At 36.9% G+C, this 22,024-nt stretch carries 15 protein-coding genes and 1 tRNA gene; 14 read left to right on the top strand and 2 right to left on the bottom strand.

The window, feature by feature from the left end; translation table 11 throughout:
• Positions 1-176: 176 nt before the first annotated feature.
• The 4 genes from nifJ (at position 177) to SD1D_RS08950 (ending at position 5,780) form a co-directional block, all read left to right on the top strand.
• On the top strand, positions 177-3,725 hold the full coding sequence (gene nifJ, locus SD1D_RS08965; RefSeq protein WP_058258599.1) for a pyruvate:ferredoxin (flavodoxin) oxidoreductase: 3,549 nt from the start codon (positions 177-179) through the stop codon (positions 3,723-3,725).
• A gap of 182 nt (positions 3,726-3,907) precedes the next feature.
• Positions 3,908-4,870 carry a D-2-hydroxyacid dehydrogenase gene (locus SD1D_RS08960; protein WP_058258598.1) on the top strand — a complete coding sequence of 321 codons (963 nt, stop codon included), beginning with the start codon at positions 3,908-3,910 and terminating at the stop codon, positions 4,868-4,870.
• A 100-nt stretch (positions 4,871-4,970) separates the two neighbouring features.
• Positions 4,971-5,339 (top strand): DUF3221 domain-containing protein, encoded by a 369-nt coding sequence (locus SD1D_RS08955; protein ID WP_058258597.1) that lies wholly within the window; start codon positions 4,971-4,973, stop codon positions 5,337-5,339.
• Between the two features lie 33 nt (positions 5,340-5,372).
• The gene (locus SD1D_RS08950; protein ID WP_058258596.1) at positions 5,373-5,780 is read left to right on the top strand and encodes an NUDIX hydrolase; all 408 of its coding nucleotides are present in this window, start codon (positions 5,373-5,375) and stop codon (positions 5,778-5,780) included.
• 13 nt (positions 5,781-5,793) lie between these two features.
• Here the strand turns inward: SD1D_RS08950 and SD1D_RS08945 are convergent, their stop codons facing one another.
• Positions 5,794-6,567: a 3'-5' exonuclease gene (locus SD1D_RS08945; RefSeq protein WP_058258595.1), complete on the bottom strand. Its 774-nt coding sequence runs from the start codon at positions 6,565-6,567 to the stop codon at positions 5,794-5,796.
• 165 nt (positions 6,568-6,732) lie between these two features.
• Between SD1D_RS08945 and SD1D_RS08940 the strand changes: the two genes are divergently transcribed.
• A complete protein-coding gene (locus SD1D_RS08940) occupies positions 6,733-8,058 on the top strand; it encodes a serpin family protein (protein ID WP_058258594.1) in 1,326 nt (441 codons plus the stop codon).
• Positions 8,059-8,069: 11 nt separating this feature from the next.
• Positions 8,070-8,810 carry a tRNA pseudouridine(38-40) synthase TruA gene (truA, locus tag SD1D_RS08935; protein ID WP_058258593.1) on the top strand — a complete coding sequence of 247 codons (741 nt, stop codon included), beginning with the start codon at positions 8,070-8,072 and terminating at the stop codon, positions 8,808-8,810.
• A 128-nt stretch (positions 8,811-8,938) separates the two neighbouring features.
• Here truA and SD1D_RS08930 read toward each other — a convergent pair.
• A tRNA-Arg gene (locus SD1D_RS08930) sits at positions 8,939-9,011 on the bottom strand.
• Between the two features lie 233 nt (positions 9,012-9,244).
• Between SD1D_RS08930 and SD1D_RS08925 the strand changes: the two genes are divergently transcribed.
• From SD1D_RS08925 to SD1D_RS08880, 8 genes are all read left to right on the top strand, one after another.
• Complete coding sequence (locus SD1D_RS08925; protein WP_058258592.1) at positions 9,245-10,000, top strand: hypothetical protein; 756 nt, start codon at positions 9,245-9,247, stop codon at positions 9,998-10,000.
• A 206-nt stretch (positions 10,001-10,206) separates the two neighbouring features.
• A complete protein-coding gene (rluF, locus tag SD1D_RS08920; protein ID WP_058258591.1) occupies positions 10,207-10,926 on the top strand; it encodes a 23S rRNA pseudouridine(2604) synthase RluF in 720 nt (239 codons plus the stop codon).
• A gap of 136 nt (positions 10,927-11,062) precedes the next feature.
• Entirely contained in the window at positions 11,063-13,066 is a 2,004-nt protein-coding gene (ligA, locus tag SD1D_RS08915; RefSeq protein ID WP_058258590.1) for an NAD-dependent DNA ligase LigA, read from the top strand.
• Positions 13,067-13,087: 21 nt separating this feature from the next.
• A complete protein-coding gene (locus SD1D_RS08910; protein ID WP_173803198.1) occupies positions 13,088-13,747 on the top strand; it encodes an HD domain-containing protein in 660 nt (219 codons plus the stop codon).
• Between the two features lie 103 nt (positions 13,748-13,850).
• Complete coding sequence (gene metA, locus SD1D_RS08905) at positions 13,851-14,756, top strand: homoserine O-acetyltransferase MetA (protein WP_058258589.1); 906 nt, start codon at positions 13,851-13,853, stop codon at positions 14,754-14,756.
• Between the two features lie 483 nt (positions 14,757-15,239).
• A complete protein-coding gene (locus SD1D_RS08900) occupies positions 15,240-17,378 on the top strand; it encodes a CotH kinase family protein (RefSeq protein WP_058258588.1) in 2,139 nt (712 codons plus the stop codon).
• A 78-nt stretch (positions 17,379-17,456) separates the two neighbouring features.
• A complete protein-coding gene (locus tag SD1D_RS08895) occupies positions 17,457-19,862 on the top strand; it encodes a glycoside hydrolase family 9 protein (protein WP_157893116.1) in 2,406 nt (801 codons plus the stop codon).
• Positions 19,863-19,960: 98 nt separating this feature from the next.
• On the top strand, positions 19,961-21,931 hold the full coding sequence (locus tag SD1D_RS08880; protein WP_058258587.1) for a glycoside hydrolase family 11 protein: 1,971 nt from the start codon (positions 19,961-19,963) through the stop codon (positions 21,929-21,931).
• Positions 21,932-22,024 lie beyond the last annotated feature (93 nt).

Genomic DNA, 22,024 nt, shown 5'->3' with positions numbered 1-22,024 from the left:
GCAGTTTTATTATAATAAATAATTTATAACGTAAAAGTGAAATTGTTAAAAATTAAACTTTTATATTTCAATATTTTTTATAATGTGTTATAATTATGAATCGACGGATAAAAACATAATATGAGAGGACAAATACTCTCAATTTTGATTCTATTAAATTTAAGGAGGACATTTCAATGGCAAGGAAAATGAAAACAATGGATGGAAACAATGCAGCAGCTCATGTTTCTTATGCATTTACTGATGTTGCAGCTATCTATCCTATTACCCCTAGCTCAGTTATGGCCGAAGTGACTGACGTATGGTCAGCACAAGGCAGAAAAAATATTTTTGGGCAACCGGTTAAAGTTGTTGAGATGCAGTCTGAAGCAGGTGCAGCAGGTACTGTTCACGGTTCATTAGCAGCCGGTGCTTTAACTACTACCTTTACTGCATCACAGGGTTTATTATTGATGATACCTAATCTTTATAAAATCGCTGGTGAACTGCTTCCCGGTGTATTTCACGTTTCTGCCCGTGCATTAGCCAGCCATGCATTATCTATATTCGGTGATCATTCCGACGTTTATGCATGCCGCCAGACAGGTGCAGCTATGTTATGCAGCAGTAATCCTCAAGAAGTAATGGATCTGGGTGCAGTTGCTCATATGGCAGCTATTAAGGGAAGAGTACCTTTCATACATTTCTTTGATGGATTTAGAACTTCTCATGAGATTCAGAAGATTGAAGTATGGGATTATGAGGATTTAAAGGAAATGGTTGATATGGATGCTATCGATGATTTCCGCCGCAGATCATTAAATCCTGAGCACCCAGTACTTCGTGGTTCAGCACAGAACCCTGATGTATTCTTCCAGGCAAGAGAAGCTAGTAATACATATTATGAGGCACTTCCTGCTATCGTTGAAGAGTATATGGAAAAAGTTAATGCTAAAATCGGTACTAACTATAAACTCTTTAATTACTACGGTGCAGAAGATGCTGAGCAAATTATTATCGCTATGGGTTCCGTAAGTGATACTATTGAAGAGACTATTGATTTCCTCAATGCAAACGGACAGAAGGTTGGTCTTGTTAAGGTTCGCTTATACAGACCTTTCTGTGCAGAACGTTTAGTTGAGGCTATACCTTCCACAGTTAAGAAAATTACTGTTCTTGACAGAACTAAGGAGCCCGGTGCTATCGGAGAGCCTTTATATCTTGACGTTGTTACAGCCCTTAAAGGTTCTAAATTTGAAAATGTTCCTGTATTCAATGGCCGCTATGGTCTTGGATCAAAAGATACAACCCCTGCACAGATAATCGCTGTATATAACAATACCGAGAAGAAGACATTCACTATCGGTATTAAGGATGATGTTACAAATCTATCCCTAGATTATGAAAATGTTTCTTATACAAGTCCTGAAGGTACAATTAATTGTAAGTTCTGGGGTCTTGGTGCAGATGGTACAGTAGGTGCCAATAAGAACTCAATTAAGATTATCGGTGACCATACAGATATGTATGCCCAGGCATACTTTGATTACGACTCTAAAAAATCAGGTGGCGTTACCATGTCCCACTTAAGATTTGGTAAAAAGCCTATTAAATCTACATACCTAATTACAAAGGCCGATTTTGTTGCCTGCCATAATCCTTCCTATGTAAGGAAATATAATATGGTTCAGGAGATAAAGGATGGCGGTACATTCTTACTAAACTGCGGCTGGAATATGGAAGAGTTAGAAGAGCATCTACCGGGTCAGGTAAAACGCTATTTGGCAGAACATAATATTAAGTTCTACACAATAGACGGTATAAGCATCGGTAGAGAAATCGGTCTAGGTGGCCGTATTAATACAGTTCTTCAGGCTGCTTTCTTTAAGCTGGCTAATATTATTCCTGTTGATGAAGCAGTAAAATATATGAAAGATGCAGCAACAGCTACCTACGGTAAGAAAGGTGAAGCGATTGTTGCCATGAACCATGCTGCAATTGATCGTGGTATTACAGATGTTAAGGAAGTTAAGGTTCCTGAGCACTGGAAGAATGCCCAGGATGAAGAACTTCATGTTAAGGTTACAGAAGGACGTAAAGAAGTTGTTGATTTTGTAAATAACATTCTTACTCCTGTAAATGCACAAAGAGGTAATGAACTTCCTGTATCAGCATTTGTAGATCATGTTGACGGAACACTGCCTCAAGGTTCTTCTGCTTATGAAAAACGTGGTATTGCAGTAGATGTTCCTAACTGGATTCCTGAAAATTGTATCCAGTGTAACTTCTGTTCCTATGTCTGCCCTCATGCGGTAATCCGTCCTGTGGCTATGACAAAGGATGAAGCTGCCAATGCTCCTGAAGGAATGAAGAAGGTTGCCATGACAGGTTTACCTGATTTGGAATTTGCCATGACAGTTTCCGTTTTAGATTGTACCGGATGTGGCTCTTGTGCTAATGTATGTCCCGGTAAGAAGGGTCAAAAAGCACTGGTTATGTCTCCTCTAGAAGAAAAACTTGAGGAACAAAAGAACTTTGATTATGGATTCTCATTAAAGGAGAAGCCAGAAGTTAACGAGAAATTCAAGGAGACAACAGTTAAGGGCAGTCAGTTTAAACAGCCTCTCTTAGAGTTCTCAGGTGCATGTGCCGGCTGTGGTGAGACACCTTATGCTAAGCTGGTAACACAGTTATTTGGCGAGAGAATGTTTATTGCCAATGCAACAGGATGTTCATCCATCTGGGGTGGATCTATGCCTTCCACACCTTATACCGTATCAAAAAATGGCAGAGGTCCTGCTTGGGCTAACTCCTTATTTGAGGATAATGCAGAATTTGGTTACGGTATGATGCTTGCACAGCAAACCTTAAGAGAAAGATTAAAAGGTAAAGTTGAAGAGCTTATGTCCACAACTGATAATGAGGAAGTTAAAGCTGCGGCAGAAAGATATCTTGCTACTTATGATAACGGCAAGGAGAATTCCGGTGCTACTTCCGCTCTGATTAGAGCATTAGAGGCATGTGGATGTGAACTTGCTAATGAAATCTTAAAAGATAAAGAATTCCTATCCAAGAAGTCCCAGTGGATCTTCGGTGGTGACGGATGGGCTTACGATATCGGATTTGGCGGATTAGATCATGTACTGGCAAGTGGACAGGATGTAAATATCCTTGTATTTGACACTGAGGTATATTCTAATACCGGTGGACAATCTTCCAAATCTACACCTACCGGTGCAATTGCACAATTTGCAGCTGCAGGTAAGGAAGTGAAGAAAAAAGATCTGGCACAGATTGCTATGAGCTACGGTTATGTATATGTTGCACAGATTGCAATGGGTGCAGATTACAATCAGACTATTAAGGCTCTGATGGAGGCTGAAAGCTATAACGGACCTTCCTTAATCATTGCTTACTCACCTTGTATCAATCACGGTATTAAGGGCGGAATGGGCAAGTCACAGACTGAGCAAAAGAGTGCAGTTCTTTCCGGATACTGGAATAACTTCCGTTATGACCCTCGTCTATTAGCTGAAGGAAAGAATCCGTTTATGCTTGACAGTAAGGCACCTTCAGAAAGCTATCAGGAATTCTTAAAGAATGAGGTACGTTACAGTGCTCTTATTCGTCAGAATCCTGACAGAGCTGAGGAGCTATTTGAACAAGCTGAGAAACAGGCTCTTGCTAAGTATGAGCACTTAAAGAGACTGGAAGCTTTATACTCAGTTAATAAAGATCAAGAATAAGAATAATTAATTCTTAGGATTTTATAAAATAAAAGAGTGTGTCCAAAGTATAGATTTGGACGCACTCTTTTTTTGCTCAGGAAAATATGTTATTTTAAAGATATCTTATATTATTATTTTATTGTATCTTAAATATTAATGGGTAGAATACAATATTAGGAAAGGAGTTGTATAATGAAGACATGGCACTTAATATTTTGGTCATTAGCAACAAGACCTTTTCACTTGATCATAATCAGAAAGAATTAATTGAAAAAACTGCTAAAGGGGCTATAATTAAAGAAGTTTACCATAGTAAGCTAAGAGAAGAAATCTTGTCTGAAGCAGAAATTATCTTTGGTTTACCAAGACCTAACCAGCTTAAAATGGCAGAAAAACTGCGCTGGCTTCAACTAATCAGTGCCGGAGCCGAGGGGTATATTGATCTTAATTTGTATAAGAATAAAGATATATTATTAACCAACAGCAGGGGTGTATATAGCCTTCCTATGGCGGAGCACGTATTTGCTATGATCTTAGCCCATAACAGAAACATTCAGGAATACGCTCTTTTAAAGAAGGATAAAAGTTGGAATAAGGTATTAGATACTAAGGATTTATATGGTTCCACAATAGGTATAATAGGACTTGGTGATATAGGCATTGAGGTGGCAAAAAGAGCAAAGGCATGGGGAGTTAGGGTCCTTGCCCTAAAAAGGACTCCTTCTAAAAAACCGGATTATGTGGATGAACTTTATCTTGGCCAGGAGATAGATGACTTATTAAGGCAGTCTGATTATATTGTTCTTTCCTTACCGGCTACTAAGAAAACTAAGGGAATTATATCAGAAGAAAAGCTTCGTATTATGAAACCCAATGCCTTCTTAGTAAATGTAGGCCGGGGTCAGTTGATTGATCAGGAGGCCTTGATAAAAGCCTTAAGTAATAATTGGATTGGAGGTGCCGGACTGGATGTAATGACACCGGAACCCCTGCCTTATGACAGCCCGCTATGGGAACTGCCTAATGTAATCATAACTCAACATTCTTCCTATATGTCAAGAGGAAATAATAAGAGACGATTTGAAATGTTTATAGAAAATTTAAGGCGATATCTTAATAAGGAAAATCTGATAAATATTGTTGATTTTTCTGAGGGCTATTAAAATTACCTTGTAAGTTCTTTTTTATGGAACTATGGCCCTTAATTCACCGTCTAATAATAAACAAAGGATTATATATAAAAACAAAAAAAAGGAGGAAACTATGAGAAGATTACGATTTGTAATGATTATGGTATTAGTCTTAAGTATTAGTTTAGCTGCTTGCTCAAAAATTACTGATAATAATGACAATACAAATACAGAGCCTGCAATATTTGAAGCAGAAATTATCGAGACAGGTGACAGATTACTGGTTGCCCCTGATGAGGACAGTAGTGAATATAAGTCTTCTGACAAAATATCAGTGGGCTTATTAGAGACTGAGTTTTTTGATGATAAAGGAGAAAAAGTAAGTTCTGACATATTTAAGCCGGGAGACAGGATAAAAATATGTTATAATGGTATTATAGCCGAGTCCTATCCTGCACAGATTTCTGCCGATAAGATAGAACTAATAGGTCAAAATCAGTAATAGGCATAAATTATTAATTAAAATGAGGTACCGATGAAAAGTTACAACTGTATTATAGTATTAAACAAGGAAAAAGACCGTATTTTATTTTGCAAAAGGATGAAAGATCCCTATGAGGGCCTATATAATTTTGTAGGAGGTAAGATAGAAGAGGGAGAAGATTCCCTTGCCGCTGCATATCGGGAATTATATGAGGAGACCGGTATCACAGATAAGGATATAATTCTTTACCCATTTATGGATTATATATGGCATTTTCAGCAGATAAGGATGGAAGTATATGTTGGGGTCCTAAAAAATGAAGTAGAGCTTCAAAGGGAGAAACATCCTCTCTGCTGGTTGGATTTTTCACAGGATTTTTTTGATATGAAGCTATTTGCCGGAGAGGGAAATATCGGTCATATGATTGAAATCTTGAAGATGACCAAGCTTTCAGATTAAATTTAATAAGTTACTATTTATCATCCGTCTTTAGGAATTGTCCGGTTTTACCCATATGGTAAGCAAGACGGATGATTTCTTTTTCTTCTTCTGTCATTTCTCTAGAAAACATTTTTTCAAACTGAGAAATCAGCAGGGGAAAATCTAAAACCTTTTTGCTGGGTCTTGCAAGCTTTATAGCCAAGGAAGGATTATAGCGTTTTGGTAATATGGCTGGATTATATACTTTTTTAAAAAGCTCGGCAGTATATATGGCATCATATAATGCATCATGAAAAGGAAATGAAATTTCAATTCCTAAAGCCTGTACACAGTAACTTAGGCTCAGTAATTTTTTCTTTGACTGGCCCAGATAAACTGATGTGTAGGGTTGGATATTAATATATTTTTTGGGCAGTAGTTTTTCATCAAGTCTATGATATATGGCATTTCTATATAGTTCTTTAAGATCTGTCATTCCCCATACACATAATACGGACTCGGATTTTTTTGAAAATTGTATAAATTCACTGTAGACCTGACTAAAATGACTTCCGGCATTTAGTGTTTCTTGGGTAAGGCCTGTAAGTTCAGTAATAAATGGACTTATGTGACCGTAGATAGAGGGTTTTACAAGTCGGTTAAAGGGTTCTATAATATTTAAATTCTCATCTAGTTTTACGGCACCAATTTGTATAATTTCTTGGGGATATTTGTTTTTCTTTATTAAGTTACCTGGTATAAGACTTAAGTCTATTATGGATTCAGGATTTTGATTAAATTCCAAGTCGAGGACAATATAATGCAATATTATTCCTACCTTCTGTATTATTTTATTTTTATTATTAGTGGTTTATTTTTGTTTATGTATGATATAATAAATTGGAACAATAAGGAAAATACTCTCGTCTAATCTTTAGTAACTATTATATTTTAATTTATACAACATAAATTATATTTGGAGGTGTATTTGATGAAAAAAACAGTATTAGTATTATCTTTAGCAACTTTAATGATTCTTCTATCGGCCTGTAAAAATGCATTAGGGATAAGCAGTGCCAACAGTCAAACAAAAGAGAATAAAGATACCAAGATTGAAACAAAAGAAAATGTAGATTCCAAGAATGAGACAAAAGAGAATAAAGATAAAATAACAAAAGATTATGATATAGAAAAGATAGATAGACAATTGGTAGATGGCAGCCAGGAATTTGCTTTTAACATTTTTAAAGAGCTAAATAAAGAAGATTTAGAAGAGAGTATTTTTATATCACCCTTAAGTATATCACAAGCTTTAACCATGACTTATAATGGAGCAGAAACAAGCACCAAGGAGGGAATGGAAAAAGTACTGGGATTTTCGGGACTGGATCGGACCTTAGTAAATGAAAGTTATAAAAATTTAAATAACTTTCTTAAGCAAATTGATGATAAAATAGAACTTAATATAGGAAACTCTATCTGGGTTAGGGAAAATCAAGCTATTAAAGAGGAGTTTCTAAGGACTAATGAAAGAACTTTTAATGCCAGGGTGGAAAGCTTAGATTTTACTGATTCAAAATCGGCAGATATTATAAATGATTGGATAAAAAATGCCACAGAGGGTAAAATTGATAAAATGTTGACCCCTCCCATACCCCCTGAAACTATTATGTATCTGATTAATGCTATATACTTTAAGGGGAATTGGAATGAGCAGTTTGACCCAAAACTTACTTATAAAGATGATTTTACCACTCTTAAAGGTGATGTGCAAAAAGTTAATATGATGATGAGGGAAGAAACTTCCGTTGAATATACTGAAGGTAAAGATTTTAAAGCAGTTAGGCTCCCTTATGGGGATAAAAAAGTATCTATGTATATTATTCTCCCGGCAGAAGGATTAGATATCAATGAGTTTATCAATAATATAACCCTTGATAAATGGACGGGAATTAAAAAGACAGTTTCAGAAAAAAAGGATATAATATTTAGGATTCCTAAGTTTAAGCTGGAGTATGGTATAAAAGATCTTACTAAGAGCCTAAAGACACTGGGTATGGAAGAAGCCTTTACTAAGGAAGCTGACTTTTCAAGTATAGGAAATAATCTTTTTATCAGCGGAGTTCTTCATAAAGCAGTTATTGAAGTAAATGAAGAGGGCAGTGAGGCAGCAGCCTCCACTGTAGTATCAGTTGATGTTACATCTGTCAGAGAACCTCTTACATTTATAGCTAACCGCCCCTTTATGTTTATCATTAATGATGATGTAATGGATACCATTCTTTTTATGGGAAAGGTGGTTAATATCGAAGAATAGGAGACTAGATAATGGCTAATTACAGACTTACAATTCAATATGACGGTGGAAGATACAAAGGATGGCAGAGATTAGGAAGAGGAGAAAATACTATACAGGGTAAACTTGAGAATGTAATCTCAGAGCTTATCGGTGTGGATACAGAAATTATTGGCTGCAGCAGAACCGATGCCGGAGTTCATGCCTTATGCCAGGTGGCTAACTTCCATACCGATAAGCAGTTTACCGAGAAAGAAATCATGGATTATTTTATACGATATCTTCCTAAGGATATAAGTGTTGTAAAGGTTGAACTTGTACCTGATAAATTTCATGCCAGATATCATGCCAAATCAAAAACCTATCTATATAAGATTTGGAATCGGAAATATCCAAATCCCTTTATGAGAAAGTATAGTATGCATATTGAGGAAAAGCTGGACCTAGAGGAAATGAAAAAAGCAGCCGCTTTCTTTATAGGAAAGCATGATTTTACTGCCTACTCCAATGCAAAATCTAAAAAGAAGTCAATGGTAAGAAATATTATATCCATTGACATAAAAGAGGAGGAGGGCTTTGTCAATATCCGGATATGTGGGGACGGCTTCCTTTATAATATGGTTCGAAAAATAGTCGGTACTTTAATTGAAGTGGGTTTGGGTAAGAAGAAGCCCTGTGATATTCCTCATATCTTAGAATCAAAACTAAGAAAAGAAACCGGTATTATAGCCGAGGCAGGGGGATTATACTTGGAGAAAGTTGAATATCAATAATATTTTGTTTATTTGAAATGGGGTAACTCTTGCTTACATAGAACTTAAGTTTAATAAATTAAAAATAAGACCGCAAATGATAGTGTCTAAATCATTTGTGGTCTTCATTTTTGTTTGAAAATAATTATTGCACCTGACTGGATTTGAACCAGCGGCCTTTCGCTCCGGAGGCGAACGCTCTATCCACTGAGCTACAGGTGCATATATACTATATACAAACTCGGAACTATATTGTAACATAAAAAACTACTTTCGTAAATAAAAAAATATGCTGATAAAAGTTAAATGTTACAAAAATATTAAATGTATTACATAAAAGTTAATTTATACTTGACATTATGTTACGAGTTTGTTAAAATATCAATAACCATAAATAATATAGCATTAAAGGAGTGTATGCCTAAGGATTTCCCTTAGGATATAAGGAGAAAAAAATGAAACTAAAATATAAAAAAATAATATTGTTAACATCTTTGGCAACAATGTGTATCGGACTGTTAACCATATCAATAAGCCAAAGTGGGCAAAAGAACCAAGAAAAGAGTAGTAGCATAAGTGCTTCTGCAGAAACCGGAGATATAGAGAGTGATAATACCAATAGCAGAATTTTAGCCATGGCCTCTCTTACCTCAGCTTCAGAAGATAATACTGCAACAGGAACGCCTACTCCAAGCCCAACACCTACTCCAATTCCTGTATATGACTTAGAAGAAATTGAAGACATGAACAAGTTCTTTGAGGAATACTATATGGCCAAGGCAGCTTGTGATGTAGATAAGCTAAAAACTCTTTACAAAGACCCATCAAAGGTTGAGACAAGAGAACAGTTGCAGAATATGGTACAATATATTGAAGAATATAAGAACATTAAGACCTATGCTAAAAAGAGCATAGAAGAAGGCGCTTATATTGTATATGCATATCATGAAATTAAGTTCACAAGTATCAACACTTTAGCCCCCGGCTTATCAAAGTTCTATGTGGTTACCGACGATGAAGGAAATTACAAAATTGCAAGCGATATTAATCCGGAGATAGAAGAATATTTTCATGCTAGAAATGAAGATGAGGATGTTCTAAAATTAATCGAAAAGACTAATTCTAAAAGTGAAAAAGTAAAAGAAAAAGATGAAGATCTTATGATATTCTGGAATGCTCTGGATGAACTGGCTAAAAAAACTGAAGATTAATCATAATACAATTAAAAGAAAAAGATATTTACTTTCCATGGTAGAAATCTTATATAAGAGTTACCGGTATTTTTAATATGAATTAGAAATATCCGGTAACTCTTATTTTGTATTGAAAGATTCTTTTATGGTAGACTAAAATTCTAAAATAATATAATATATAGTTACATTTAATATTCTGACTAATTAGAAAGAGTAGGTATGATATGGAAACTAATACTAACCCTGGAATCAGAATTAATAAATATTTAAGTGATGCCGGAGTTTGTTCAAGAAGAGAAGCGGATAAATATATTAGCCAAGGTAAGGTAATTATAGATGGTGTAAAGGCTGAGATTGGTTCAAGGGTGCTGCCTGGTAGCCTTGTAACATTTTGTGGAAAGCCTGTTAATAAAGAAGAAAAGAAAGTATTGATTGCATTTAACAAACCTAGAGGAATTGTTTGTACCACCAGCAGGAGAGATCCGGATAATATAGTAGATTATATTAATTATCCTACAAGGATTTATCCCATAGGCAGGCTGGATAAAGATTCTGAAGGGTTAATTTTGCTTACTAATGACGGAAGTATAGTCAACGGTATACTTAGGGCCAGGTATGGCCATGAAAAAGAATATATTGTTACAGTTAACAAGTCCATAACAAAGGAATTTGTTAAAAGAATGTCTGAGGGAGTTCCTATACTTGATACGGTGACTAAGCCTTGTGTAGTTACTGTAATTGATAAGTTTAGCTTCCGTATAATCCTTACCCAGGGTTTAAACAGGCAGATAAGACGTATGTGCGAGTACCTGGGATATAGGGTTGTTAAGCTTGTTAGGATTCGTATTATGAATATTAGTCTTGGAAATCTTAAGATAGGAGCCTGGAGAAATCTTACGGATAAGGAATTAAAAGAGCTTAAGAGATTAATAGGTGATGAATAAGTAATATCAAGTAAAGCATTAAAATAAAGCTTACGCATTAAAATAAAGCTTACGCATTAAAATAAAGCTTACGCATTATTATAAGACAATAACAATAATTTATATTTAGATAGAAAGGTACCGGTGGAAAGTTAAGATGGATATTAGACAGGAAATTGAAAATTTAAGAGAACTTATAAGATATCATAATGATAGATATTATAACCAGGATGACCCTGAAATTTCTGACTACGAATATGATCAGTTAACCATAAAATTAAGAAAGCTTGAAGAGGAGTATCCGGAATATAAAACTGCAGATTCCCCCACACAGATTGTGGGAGGTAGTGCCAAGAGGGAAGCAGGAATCTTGGTTAAGCACAATATACCTATGTTAAGCTTACAGGATGTATTTTCAAAGGAAGAAGTATTTAGCTTTGTTGAAAAGATTCTAAAAGAAAGACAAGACAGTAGATTTGTAGTTGAAAAAAAGATTGACGGACTATCGGTTTCCCTAAGGTATGAGGATGGACGTTTTGTACAGGGGGTTACTAGGGGCGACGGTATTAATTATGGTGAGGATGTTACTGAGAATATAAGAGAAATCAAAGATGTTATAATGGAGCTTAAAGACCCTGTTCCCTACCTTGAGATTAGGGGAGAAGTCTATATGAAAAATGAGGATTTTGAAGCTGTCAATGATAAGCTAGAAGCTGAGGGAAAGAAAAGGTTTGCCAATCCAAGAAACTGTGCGGCAGGAACTTTAAGGCAACTAGACCCACAGGTGGTAAGGGAGAGAAAGCTTTCTCTTTTTGCATTTAATATACAGGATGTACGGGGAATTTCTTTTGAAAACCATTCTGAAAGTTTAAGTTGGCTTAGGAATCAGGGGTTTAAAGTTATAGAAGATTATAAAATATGCAAGACAGCAGAAGAAGTATGGGAGGCCATTAAAGAGATTGGAGAAAACAGAGGAAGTCTTGCCTATGGTATAGATGGTGCAGTAGTAAAGGTTGATAATTTGGCTGACAGGGAGTATTTTGGGGCCACATCAAAGGTACCTAGATGGGCAGTAGCATATAAGTATCCTCCGGAGGAAAAAGAGACAGTTCTAAAAGACATTAGACTTTCAGTAGGAAGGACTGGCCGTATTACCCCTACTGCCATTTTTGATCCTATCCTCCTATGCGGAACTACTGTGGAGCGGGCTACACTTCATAACCAAGACAGAATAGATGAGTTAGATGTAAGAATAGGGGATACTATAATCGTTAGAAAGGCCGGAGAGATTATCCCGGAAGTGGTAACGGTAGTAAAAGATAAACGGCCTGAAGATACAGTACCCTATAAGATACCTTTTGTATGTCCATCCTGTGGTGGCCCTGCAGCTAGGGATGAAAATTCAGCCGATATAAGATGCAGCAATTTAAACTGTCCGGCACAGCTTACCCAGCATATCTTAAATTTTGTCGGAAGAAATGCCATGGATATTAAGGGTTTTGGTGAGGCCTATGTGGAGGCTCTTATAAAAGAAGGGTATGTAAAGGATATTGCTGATATTTACTATCTTGACAGATACCGGGATGAGATGATAGAAAAAGGTTTAATAGGAAAGGAAAAGAATACAGATAAGCTCTTAAAGGCTATTGAAGATAGTAAGAAGAATGATATAGATAGATTAATAACCGGATTTGGTATCCGTAATATAGGAAGGCAGGCAGCTTATTCCTTAATGAAGCATTTTAAGTCAATCCACAGATTAAAAGAAGCCAGCTATGAGGAACTGCTTGAAGTTAAGGATTTGGGGGATATAAGCTCTAGGGCAGTGATTGAATTCTTTTCAAATCCTGCTAATATTAAGATTTTATCTAGGCTTGAGCAGGCAGGTGTTAATTTTGAATGGGAAGAAGATACTTTGGCTGCAAATAATAACCTTTCAGGTTTAACATTTGTAATAACGGGAACTTTGCCTACCATGGGAAGATCCGAGATGGAAGAATTAATAAAGAAACATGGGGGCAAGGTATCCGGCAGTGTTTCTAAGAAAACAAGCTTTGTAGTAGCCGGGGAGAATGCCGGAAGCAAATTAGTTAAGGCAGAACAGTTAGGAATTAAAGTACTTTCTGAAGAAGAAATTTTAGCTATGATTAATCAGGATTAGCTATAAGTGGAGATGGATATTATGATTACTTTTAAAGATGTTAAGGACAATGAAGCTATTAAAACCTATATAAAACATGCAGATATGACTCTGTCCGAGTTAGGATATACTGAACATAGCCTTGCCCATGTGTCAAAGGTTGCCAGCGTGGCAAAATATATATTGGAGACCCTTAATTATTCAGAAAGAGAGATTGAATTGGCACAGATAGCATGCTATCTTCATGATATCGGAAATGTTGTTAACCGTGAGGACCATGCACAAAGTGGGGCCGTAATGGCATTTAGGTTATTGGACCAGATGGGAGCAGAGCCTTGGGAAATTGCAATGATAATAGCAGCCATCGGTAATCATGATGAAAAAACAGCGGTACCGGTAAGTCCAATAGCCGCCGCCCTTATACTTGCTGATAAATCTGATGTCAGAAGAAGCCGTGTTAGAAACCGGGACCTAGCTTCCTTTGATATCCATGACAGGGTCAACTATGCAGTTGAAGAAGCTAATATTGAAATTACTAACAATAATACAGTCTTTAGTCTATCCCTTACTATAGATACTTCCATCAGTCCTGTTATGGACTATTTTGAAATTTTTCTTGACAGGATGATTTTGTGCAAGAAGGCAGCTAGCCGGCTTGGTCTAGAGTTTGAATTAATAATCAATAATCAAAAAATTCTATAACAGATTATAACAAATGTAAGGACTAATACGGTTGATTTAATCATATAAAAATGGTATTATTGATTTTGATTATTCAAAAAAAGACGTAAAGTTGGTGATAAATATGCCTATAAAAGTGCAAAGTGATTTACCTGCTAAGAAAATATTAGAGGATGAAAATATATTTATAATGGACGAAAATAGGGCCTTGCAGCAGGATATACGTCCCCTGCAAATTGCCATATTAAATTTAATGCCCAATAAGCAGGAGACAGAGGTGCATTTACTGAGAAGTCTTTCAAATACACCTTTACAGATTGATATTACATTTTTAACCACAAGTACTTATGTGGGGAAAAATACACCTACCAGTCATTTGCATCAGTTTTATCTGACTTTTGAAGATGTCTGCAAGCGTAAATTTGACGGACTGATAATAACCGGTGCCCCGGTTGAATTAATGGAATTTGAAGAAGTAACCTATTGGGATGAATTAACCAAGATTATGGAATGGTCTAAAACCCATGTAACTTCAACCCTACATATTTGTTGGGGAGCACAGGCCGGCTTATATTATCATTATGGAATACAAAAAAGAAAACTGGATAAAAAAATATTTGGAATATATAAGCATCGGGTTTATAAACGTAGGATTCCTTTTGTCCGTGGCTTTGATGATATTTTTTACGCTCCACATTCTAGGTATACAACTGTATTTAAAGAAGATATCCTAAAGCATGAAGATTTAGAGATACTGGCAGAGTCTGATGAGGCCGGTGTATTTATAGTGATGGCTCAGTATGGGAAGCAGATTTATATAATGGGGCATCCGGAATATGATAGGATATCCCTAGATCAAGAATACAAAAGAGATATAGGTAAAGGAATTGATATAGATTTACCTGTAAATTATTATCCGGATAACTGCCCGGATAACAGGCCTTATCTGGTATGGAGAGCCCATGCCAATGCCTTGTATACAAATTGGCTTAATTATTATGTATATCAGGTAACGCCATATATATTGTAATATAATATCTTAAAATTGGCTATTTTCAAATTATATTGCAATTTGAATAAAACTGTTATAAATTGTTGTGTTGTAAAGTAATAGAACACCATTAAAAGAGAGGTATCCTCTAGGTTTCCTCTCTTTATTTTTTTGCTCTTTTTTATACACAGCATCCTTAATATTGCAATCCCAAAAACAGCCCTGTGAATATGTGTAAAAAAATCCCTACAATTTATGCAAACTACATAAAAAAGAAAAAATCACCAAGTAAATTAATATCATTATAAACCAAATATTGACAAATACACTGTTATATGTTATGCATAAAGTGTAGACAATTTTTTGCAAATGATAAAGCAATTAGTTAATTGGTTAAAACATAAAGGGATAAAGTACTCCGGGATAGATAAGGACATGCTTTCCATAGATAAAATAAAACCTTATCTATTGTATAAGGAGTAATGGGGGTGGCAATTTGTAATATATTAAAGGAGGTATGCTATGAAAAGAGGAAAACGCTTCATTATTATGATGGCAATTCTAGTTATTGGCTTTGGGATATTGCTTAAGTATGATTCTTCTATGAATCAGATTGTAGAGGCACAAGAATCTTACCCTGCCTGGAACCCTTCCACAATTTATAATACCGGGGATATGGTCACTTACGACGGGAAAGTATGGATGGCCCAGTGGTATACACAGGGGCAAGTACCGGGGTCTGCAGAAGCTTACGGTGTATGGAAGTTACAGACTAGTCAAACACCGGGGACTTATCCTACATGGAACGCCTTTACAGTTTATAATACCGGAGATATTGTCTCTTACGGGGGCAGGCTATGGATAGCCCAGTGGTGGACCCAAGGACAAACTCCAGGTACAACCGGAGAATATGGGGTATGGAGAGAATACACCGAGAGCGGACCGGTAACCGATACCCAGGCTCCTACAGTACCTACTAATCTTGTTAGCACTTCAAAAACTTCTACATCTATCACAATCTCATGGACTGCTTCAACCGATAACGTTGCTGTAACCGCTTATGAAATCTATAGTAACAATACTCTTTTAGGAACATCTAGCACAACAAGCTATACGGCCAGAGGTTTATCACCTAATACAACTTATAGCTTTACTGTTCGGGCCGTAGATGCAGCAGGAAACAAATCAATGGCCAGTGCACAATTGCTGGTTACTACCGATGGGGAAAGTGGCGGCGGAAATGGTGGAGACGAAACCGTTAAATATTACAGTAATTTACCGGTAATCTATATTGATACAGAAAATGGTCAAGCAATCACAAGTAAAGAAGTCTATGTAAAGGCTAAAGCCAAAATCATGGGAATCGGATCAGAACTTAATACTGCCTTGTATGACGGTGATATTAAAATCAGAGGCAGAGGAAATTCTACTTGGTTTGCTCCTAAAAAGCCTTATCGGATAAAACTAGATAAGAAGACAGACTTATTTGGTATGGGTAATAATAAGGACTATGTATTACTGGCCAACTATTATGACCTCTCTCTTATGAGGAATATGATAGCATTTGATTTTGCTAAAAAACTTGGCTTTGATGTTACAGAATTTCAAAGTGTTGACCTGGTCTTAAACGGTGTCTATGAAGGAAACTATTTGCTTTGTGAGCAAACAGAGATAGCAAAAGACCGTGTAGATATCTTTGACTGGGAGGATGCTGCAGAAGATATAGCTAAAGCAGCTGCCAAGTCAATTCCTTCATTACAAAATATGGCTGATGAATTAGAAGATGCTCTAGTAGAAAATCTTACTTGGGCTACTAGCGGTAGCTTTACCTTCCAAGGAGTAACTATAAAAATTTCAGATTATTATGATTTACCTAATATCACAGGGGGATATCTTTTGGAATTGGATGATACATATGATGAGATATCTCAATTTAAGACTAAATCGGGACAACCAATTATGATTAAAAGTCCTGAGTATGCTAAGACTAATCAGGAAATGTTTAACTATATACAATCCTATGTTCAGGCATTTGAAGACGCTGTAAGATCTAATGATTTCCATGCAACCTTTAACGGCCAAAGAGTACATTATAGTGATTTGTTTGATATGGATTCCTTGGTTGATTTTTGGATAATTACAGAGGTGTTTGGAAACCTTGATTCAATGTTTAAGAGTACTTATATGTATAAAGATGTGGATGGTCTTATGAAGATGGGACCTCTTTGGGATTGGGACTTATGTGCAGGAGGAAGTATGGTTATTGAGTTTAGGGATTATACTCAGACCTGGCAGACCTTATATAGGCAATTATCTCCTGCCCAAGGACAACAATGGTATCGTTATTTAATTAAAGATCCTGAATTTCTACAAAAGGCTTATGACAGGTATCATTCAATACGTAATACCTTAATTGAGGATTTAATTAGAAACGGCGGAGTAATTGATCAGTTTGCAGCTTACCTGGCCCAGTCGGGGCAATTAAATCTAGAAAAATGGCCAAGTAACAACAATATGTGGTGGCCAATGCCTAATCCTCAAGTTCCAAAATATGAAGATAAAGTAGCTGAAGTGAAAAACTGGATGAACAATCATATAACTTGGTTAGATCAGCAATTTACATCCTTTGCTAGGCTTCGTTCTTCATTGGGGGTAAATTAGATAATCTATTTACAAGGTTAACACAAGGATCCTTATGGTTACAGTAAAGATAACATGGCAATAAACGGAGGGGATATTATGAATTTACATTTAAAAGTTAACAAAAGAATATTGGGTATAAGTTTTGTGATAGTGTTAATTGCTACCATAATCCTATCTCCTGTACAAAAAAAGCTTTATTCACAGGCTGCAAGTTCACCCCGTAGCGGTGATGCCTATTACAATTTTGGGGAAGCCTTGCAGAAAGCCATTTTGTTCTATAAAGCAAATCGGTTAGGAGATTTACCAGATAATTATATATTGCCTTACAGAGCCGATGCGGCCATGACTGACGGACAAGATGTGGGTCTTGATCTGACCGGAGGATGGGCAGATGCCGGTGACGGAATAAAGTTTACTCATCCTATGTCTTATGCAGCTGCTCAATTGGGGTGGGCAGTATATGAATACCGGGAGGCTTTTGAAAAGTCAGGACAGCTGGATATTATACTTGATGAGATTAAATGGGCCACAGATTTCTTTATAAAAGCGCATCCTGAACCTAATTTATTATACTATATGTGTGGCTATGAAGCCTCCGACCATTCTGTTTGGGTTGCCCATGAGCTTCTTGACTATGTCACAGATAGAAAGTCTTTCTGGGTAGACACTTCCACACCGGGATCAGATGTGGCAGGATCTGCCTCAGCAGCCTTGGCCATTGCTTCACTTATATTTGAAGAAACAGATCCCGAATATGCTAAGCTTTGCCTAGAGCATGCCGAGCAGTTATTTGATTTTGCTGATAAATACAGAGGGAAAAATCCCTTAAACACCTTATATCCTTCAGGCAGTTATTTGGATGACATTGCATGGAGTGGTGTTTGGCTTTATATCAAAACCAATAATGATACCTATCTTAATAAGGCCATGGAGGCTTTACCCGCTGTCACTTTAGGTGGGGGTCATACCCACTGTTGGGATGATGTAAGTTACGGAGCGGCCTTAAAAATTGCACAGGTTACTAAAGATCCCAGCTATGTGGCTCAGGTAGAGAAAAATCTAGACTTTTGGATGCCGGACGGAAGTATTACATATACTCCGGGAGGACTAGCCTGGTTGTCTCAGTGGGGATCCTTAAGGTATGCTACTACGGCAGCATTTTTAGCCTTTGTATGGTCAGATGATGATAGTGTGGGAACAGCTTCTAAAAAGGAAGGATATCGTACTTTTGCCGAGAAACAGGTTAATTATGCCTTGGGTGACAATCCCAGAAAGGGAAGTTATGTTGTGGGCTTTGGTGAAAATGCTCCTAAGCATCCACATCATAGAACTGCCCACGGTTCTTGGACCAGTGAATTAACCACACCGGCATATCATAGAAATATTTTATATGGAGCCTTAGTAGGAGGGCCGGATTCAAGTGACGGTTGGAAAGATGATATAACAGACTATACCTTAAATGAAGTAGCAACGGACTATAATGCCGGCTTTGTCGGTGCACTGGCTAAGATGTATGATATGTACGGTGGAGAACCCCTTAAAAATTGGCCTCAGCCTGAAGATTTTATAGCAGAGGAAGATGATATCATAGAATACTTTACAAGATGCTGGATTGTATATGAAGGCTATGGCCGTTTAAATCTTTTATTCCAGATAAATAACCGCTCTGCCAGACCTGCAACCATGAAAGATAAGCTTTCCTGTAGGTATTTTATGGATCTTACGGAAGTTTTTGAAGCAGGATACACAGTGGAGGATGTTGAGATTAAACTTGCCTACCATGAAGGGGCTAAGCTTTTGGGACTGACCCATTATGAAGGTAATATTTATTATTTTACTGTGGATTTTACAGGAACCCAGATTATGCCTGCAGAGTGGCAAATGTGTGAAAAGGATGCCAGTGTTGAAATAGCATATCCAGCAGGTATCGGGTCCAATGACAATGACTGGTCATATCAGAACTTAACCGGTTCTCCGGATTATAAGGCAACTAGTTTTGCGGGGTTGACTCCTTATATTCCTGTGTATGATGATGGGGTAAAATTATATGGAATTGAACCTCCTCTCTCATCACCTAGCCCAACTCCGGATCCCACAGGGTCACCGACACCGACACCTATTGTTACCCCTACCCCTACACCAAAACCCAGTATAACACCGACTCCTAAGCCCACAGCTACTCCGACACCGGTACCCAGTGGGGATATTTCTTATAATTATAAGATTGTTAATGATTGGGGAAACGGTTTTCAAGGGGAGATAACTGTTAAGAACAATTCCAATAAAACTTATAGTGGCTGGACACTTAGCTTTAATTATAATAGTTCCATTATAAATCTTTGGGGAGCAGAATTAGTAAGTCAGACAGGTAATAAGGTGATTGTTAAAAGTCCCTCTTGGGATAATGATTTTGCCCCGGGAGAGACTATTATCCTTGGCTTTGTTGCTAATCTTGGAAGTGGTAAGGAGGCACCTACTAATTATGTCTTGACATCCAATTAGCCCTGCTTATCCTGCCTGACACCTATTACTGTTATTATTTACCAATATTGTTATTTCAACTGATAATATTATTAAAATATAAAAAAGGGGGTAAGCTAATGAAGCAAAAAAAACGGATATTACTATCTTTACTACTGTGTTTGTCAATCCTATCTACCATATTTGTTACGGATGCCCATGCAGCTATAACCTTAACTTCAAATCAAACCGGTACCTATGAAGGTTATGATTATGAATTATGGAAGGATTCAGGAAACACAACCATGACTCTTACCGGTGGAGGTACATTTACCTGTGAGTGGAATAACATTAACAATGCCTTATTTAGAACAGGCAAAAAGTACAACGAAACTCAGACACATCAGCAAATAGGAAATATATCGGTAAAATACGGCTGTGATTATCAGCCAAACGGTAACTCCTATCTCTGTGTCTATGGATGGACAGTTGATCCCTTGGTGGAATATTACATAGTGGATAGCTGGGGTAACTGGCGGCCTCCTGGAGCAACATCAAAGGGAAGAATTACAGTTGACGGAGGTACCTATGATATCTATGAGACAACCAGGGTTAACCAGCCTTCCATTAAAGGTACTGCAACCTTCCAGCAATATTGGAGTGTTCGGACATCAAAACGTACAAGCGGAACCATATCTGTCAGCGAGCATTTTAATGCCTGGGAGAGCAGAGGAATGAAGATGGGTAAGATGTACGAAGTAGCCTTTACCATCGAAGGATATCAAAGTAGCGGAAAAGCCAATGTACACACTATGTCCCTGGTAGTAGGTGGGGACAGCGGTGGTGGCGACGATGAAGTTGATTACGGCGTAAGAAGTGCTTTCGAAACAATAGAAGCAGAAGAGTTTAATTCAACCACTTCCTCAACCCTTGAGACTATTGGAATAGCCAATGGCGAAGGGGGAATAGGTTATATTGAAAGTGGTGATACCATAACCTATAAGGATATTGATTTTGGAAGCGGAGGTGCAACTAGCTTTAGTGCATTAGTTGCTTCGGAGCAAAATACAAGTATTCAGATAAGATTAGGTAGTGAGACTGGAACTCTACTGGGTACCTTATCGGATGCCTATACCGGAGGTTGGGATACCTATGAGACCAAATCAACTAATATCAGTAAGGTAACAGGCAAACAGGATATTGTATTAGTATTTTCAGGACCTGTTAATGTTAATTCCTTTATATTCTCTGCTAAATCCTCTTCTGTTACTAAAGGTGATGTCAATGTTGACGGAAATGTTGATGCAATTGATTACTCTTTATTAAAGTCATATCTTTTAAAGAGAGATACTTCACTAGATGAAGAGGCAGCAGATATTAATTCCGATGGTTATATTGATGCTCTTGACTTTTCATTGCTTAAGAAAATGATATTAGAAAATGATAATCCTAACACCACCCCTACTCCTACACCTACCCAGGTACCAAGTTATAACAAAGTAGTTGCCTTAACCTTTGATGACGGACCTGATACTACACTTACACCTTTAGTATTAGATAAACTTGAAAAATATGGTGTTGTGGCAACATTTATGGTGATAGGACAAAAGCTAAATGATTCAACAAGTTCTGTTATAAAGAGAATGGTTAATATGGGTTGTGAAATCGGAAATCATTCCTGGACTTATTCAACCATGACCGGTATGTCAGAAGCAGAGATAAGAAAATCGGTTAATGATACAAATGCGGCTATTGAAAGGTATTCGGGAACAAAAGCAAAGTTTTTTCGTGCACCTAATCTTGCCACAAATAATACCATGTTAAATGCCATTGATTTGACCTTTGTAGGGGGTGTGACCTGTGATGACTGGATACAATCGACTACTGCACAGCAAAGGGCTGATGCAATAATTCGGGGGGCAAGGGACGGAGCTATTCTCTTAATGCATGATGTACAGCCCCTGCCACATCCAACACCGGAAGCCCTAGATATTATAATTCCGACTCTTCTTAATCAAGGTTATAAATTTGTAACCTTAAGTGAATTATTTGAAATAAAGGGTGTTACATTAAATCCCAATGATAATAATATATATACCTATTTGCAGTAATTTATAAAGCTATATTAATAGTCAAAATAATAAGAATTTTAGAGTCAAAAAAGCTGTCTATATGACAGCTTTTTTGGTTATTGTGTAAATAAA

Origin of the sequence: Herbinix luporum (assembly GCF_900070325.1) — a bacterium.
Classification (GTDB): domain Bacteria; phylum Bacillota; class Clostridia; order Lachnospirales; family Lachnospiraceae; genus Mobilitalea; species Mobilitalea luporum.
This window is presented reverse-complemented; position numbering and strand designations above follow the sequence as displayed.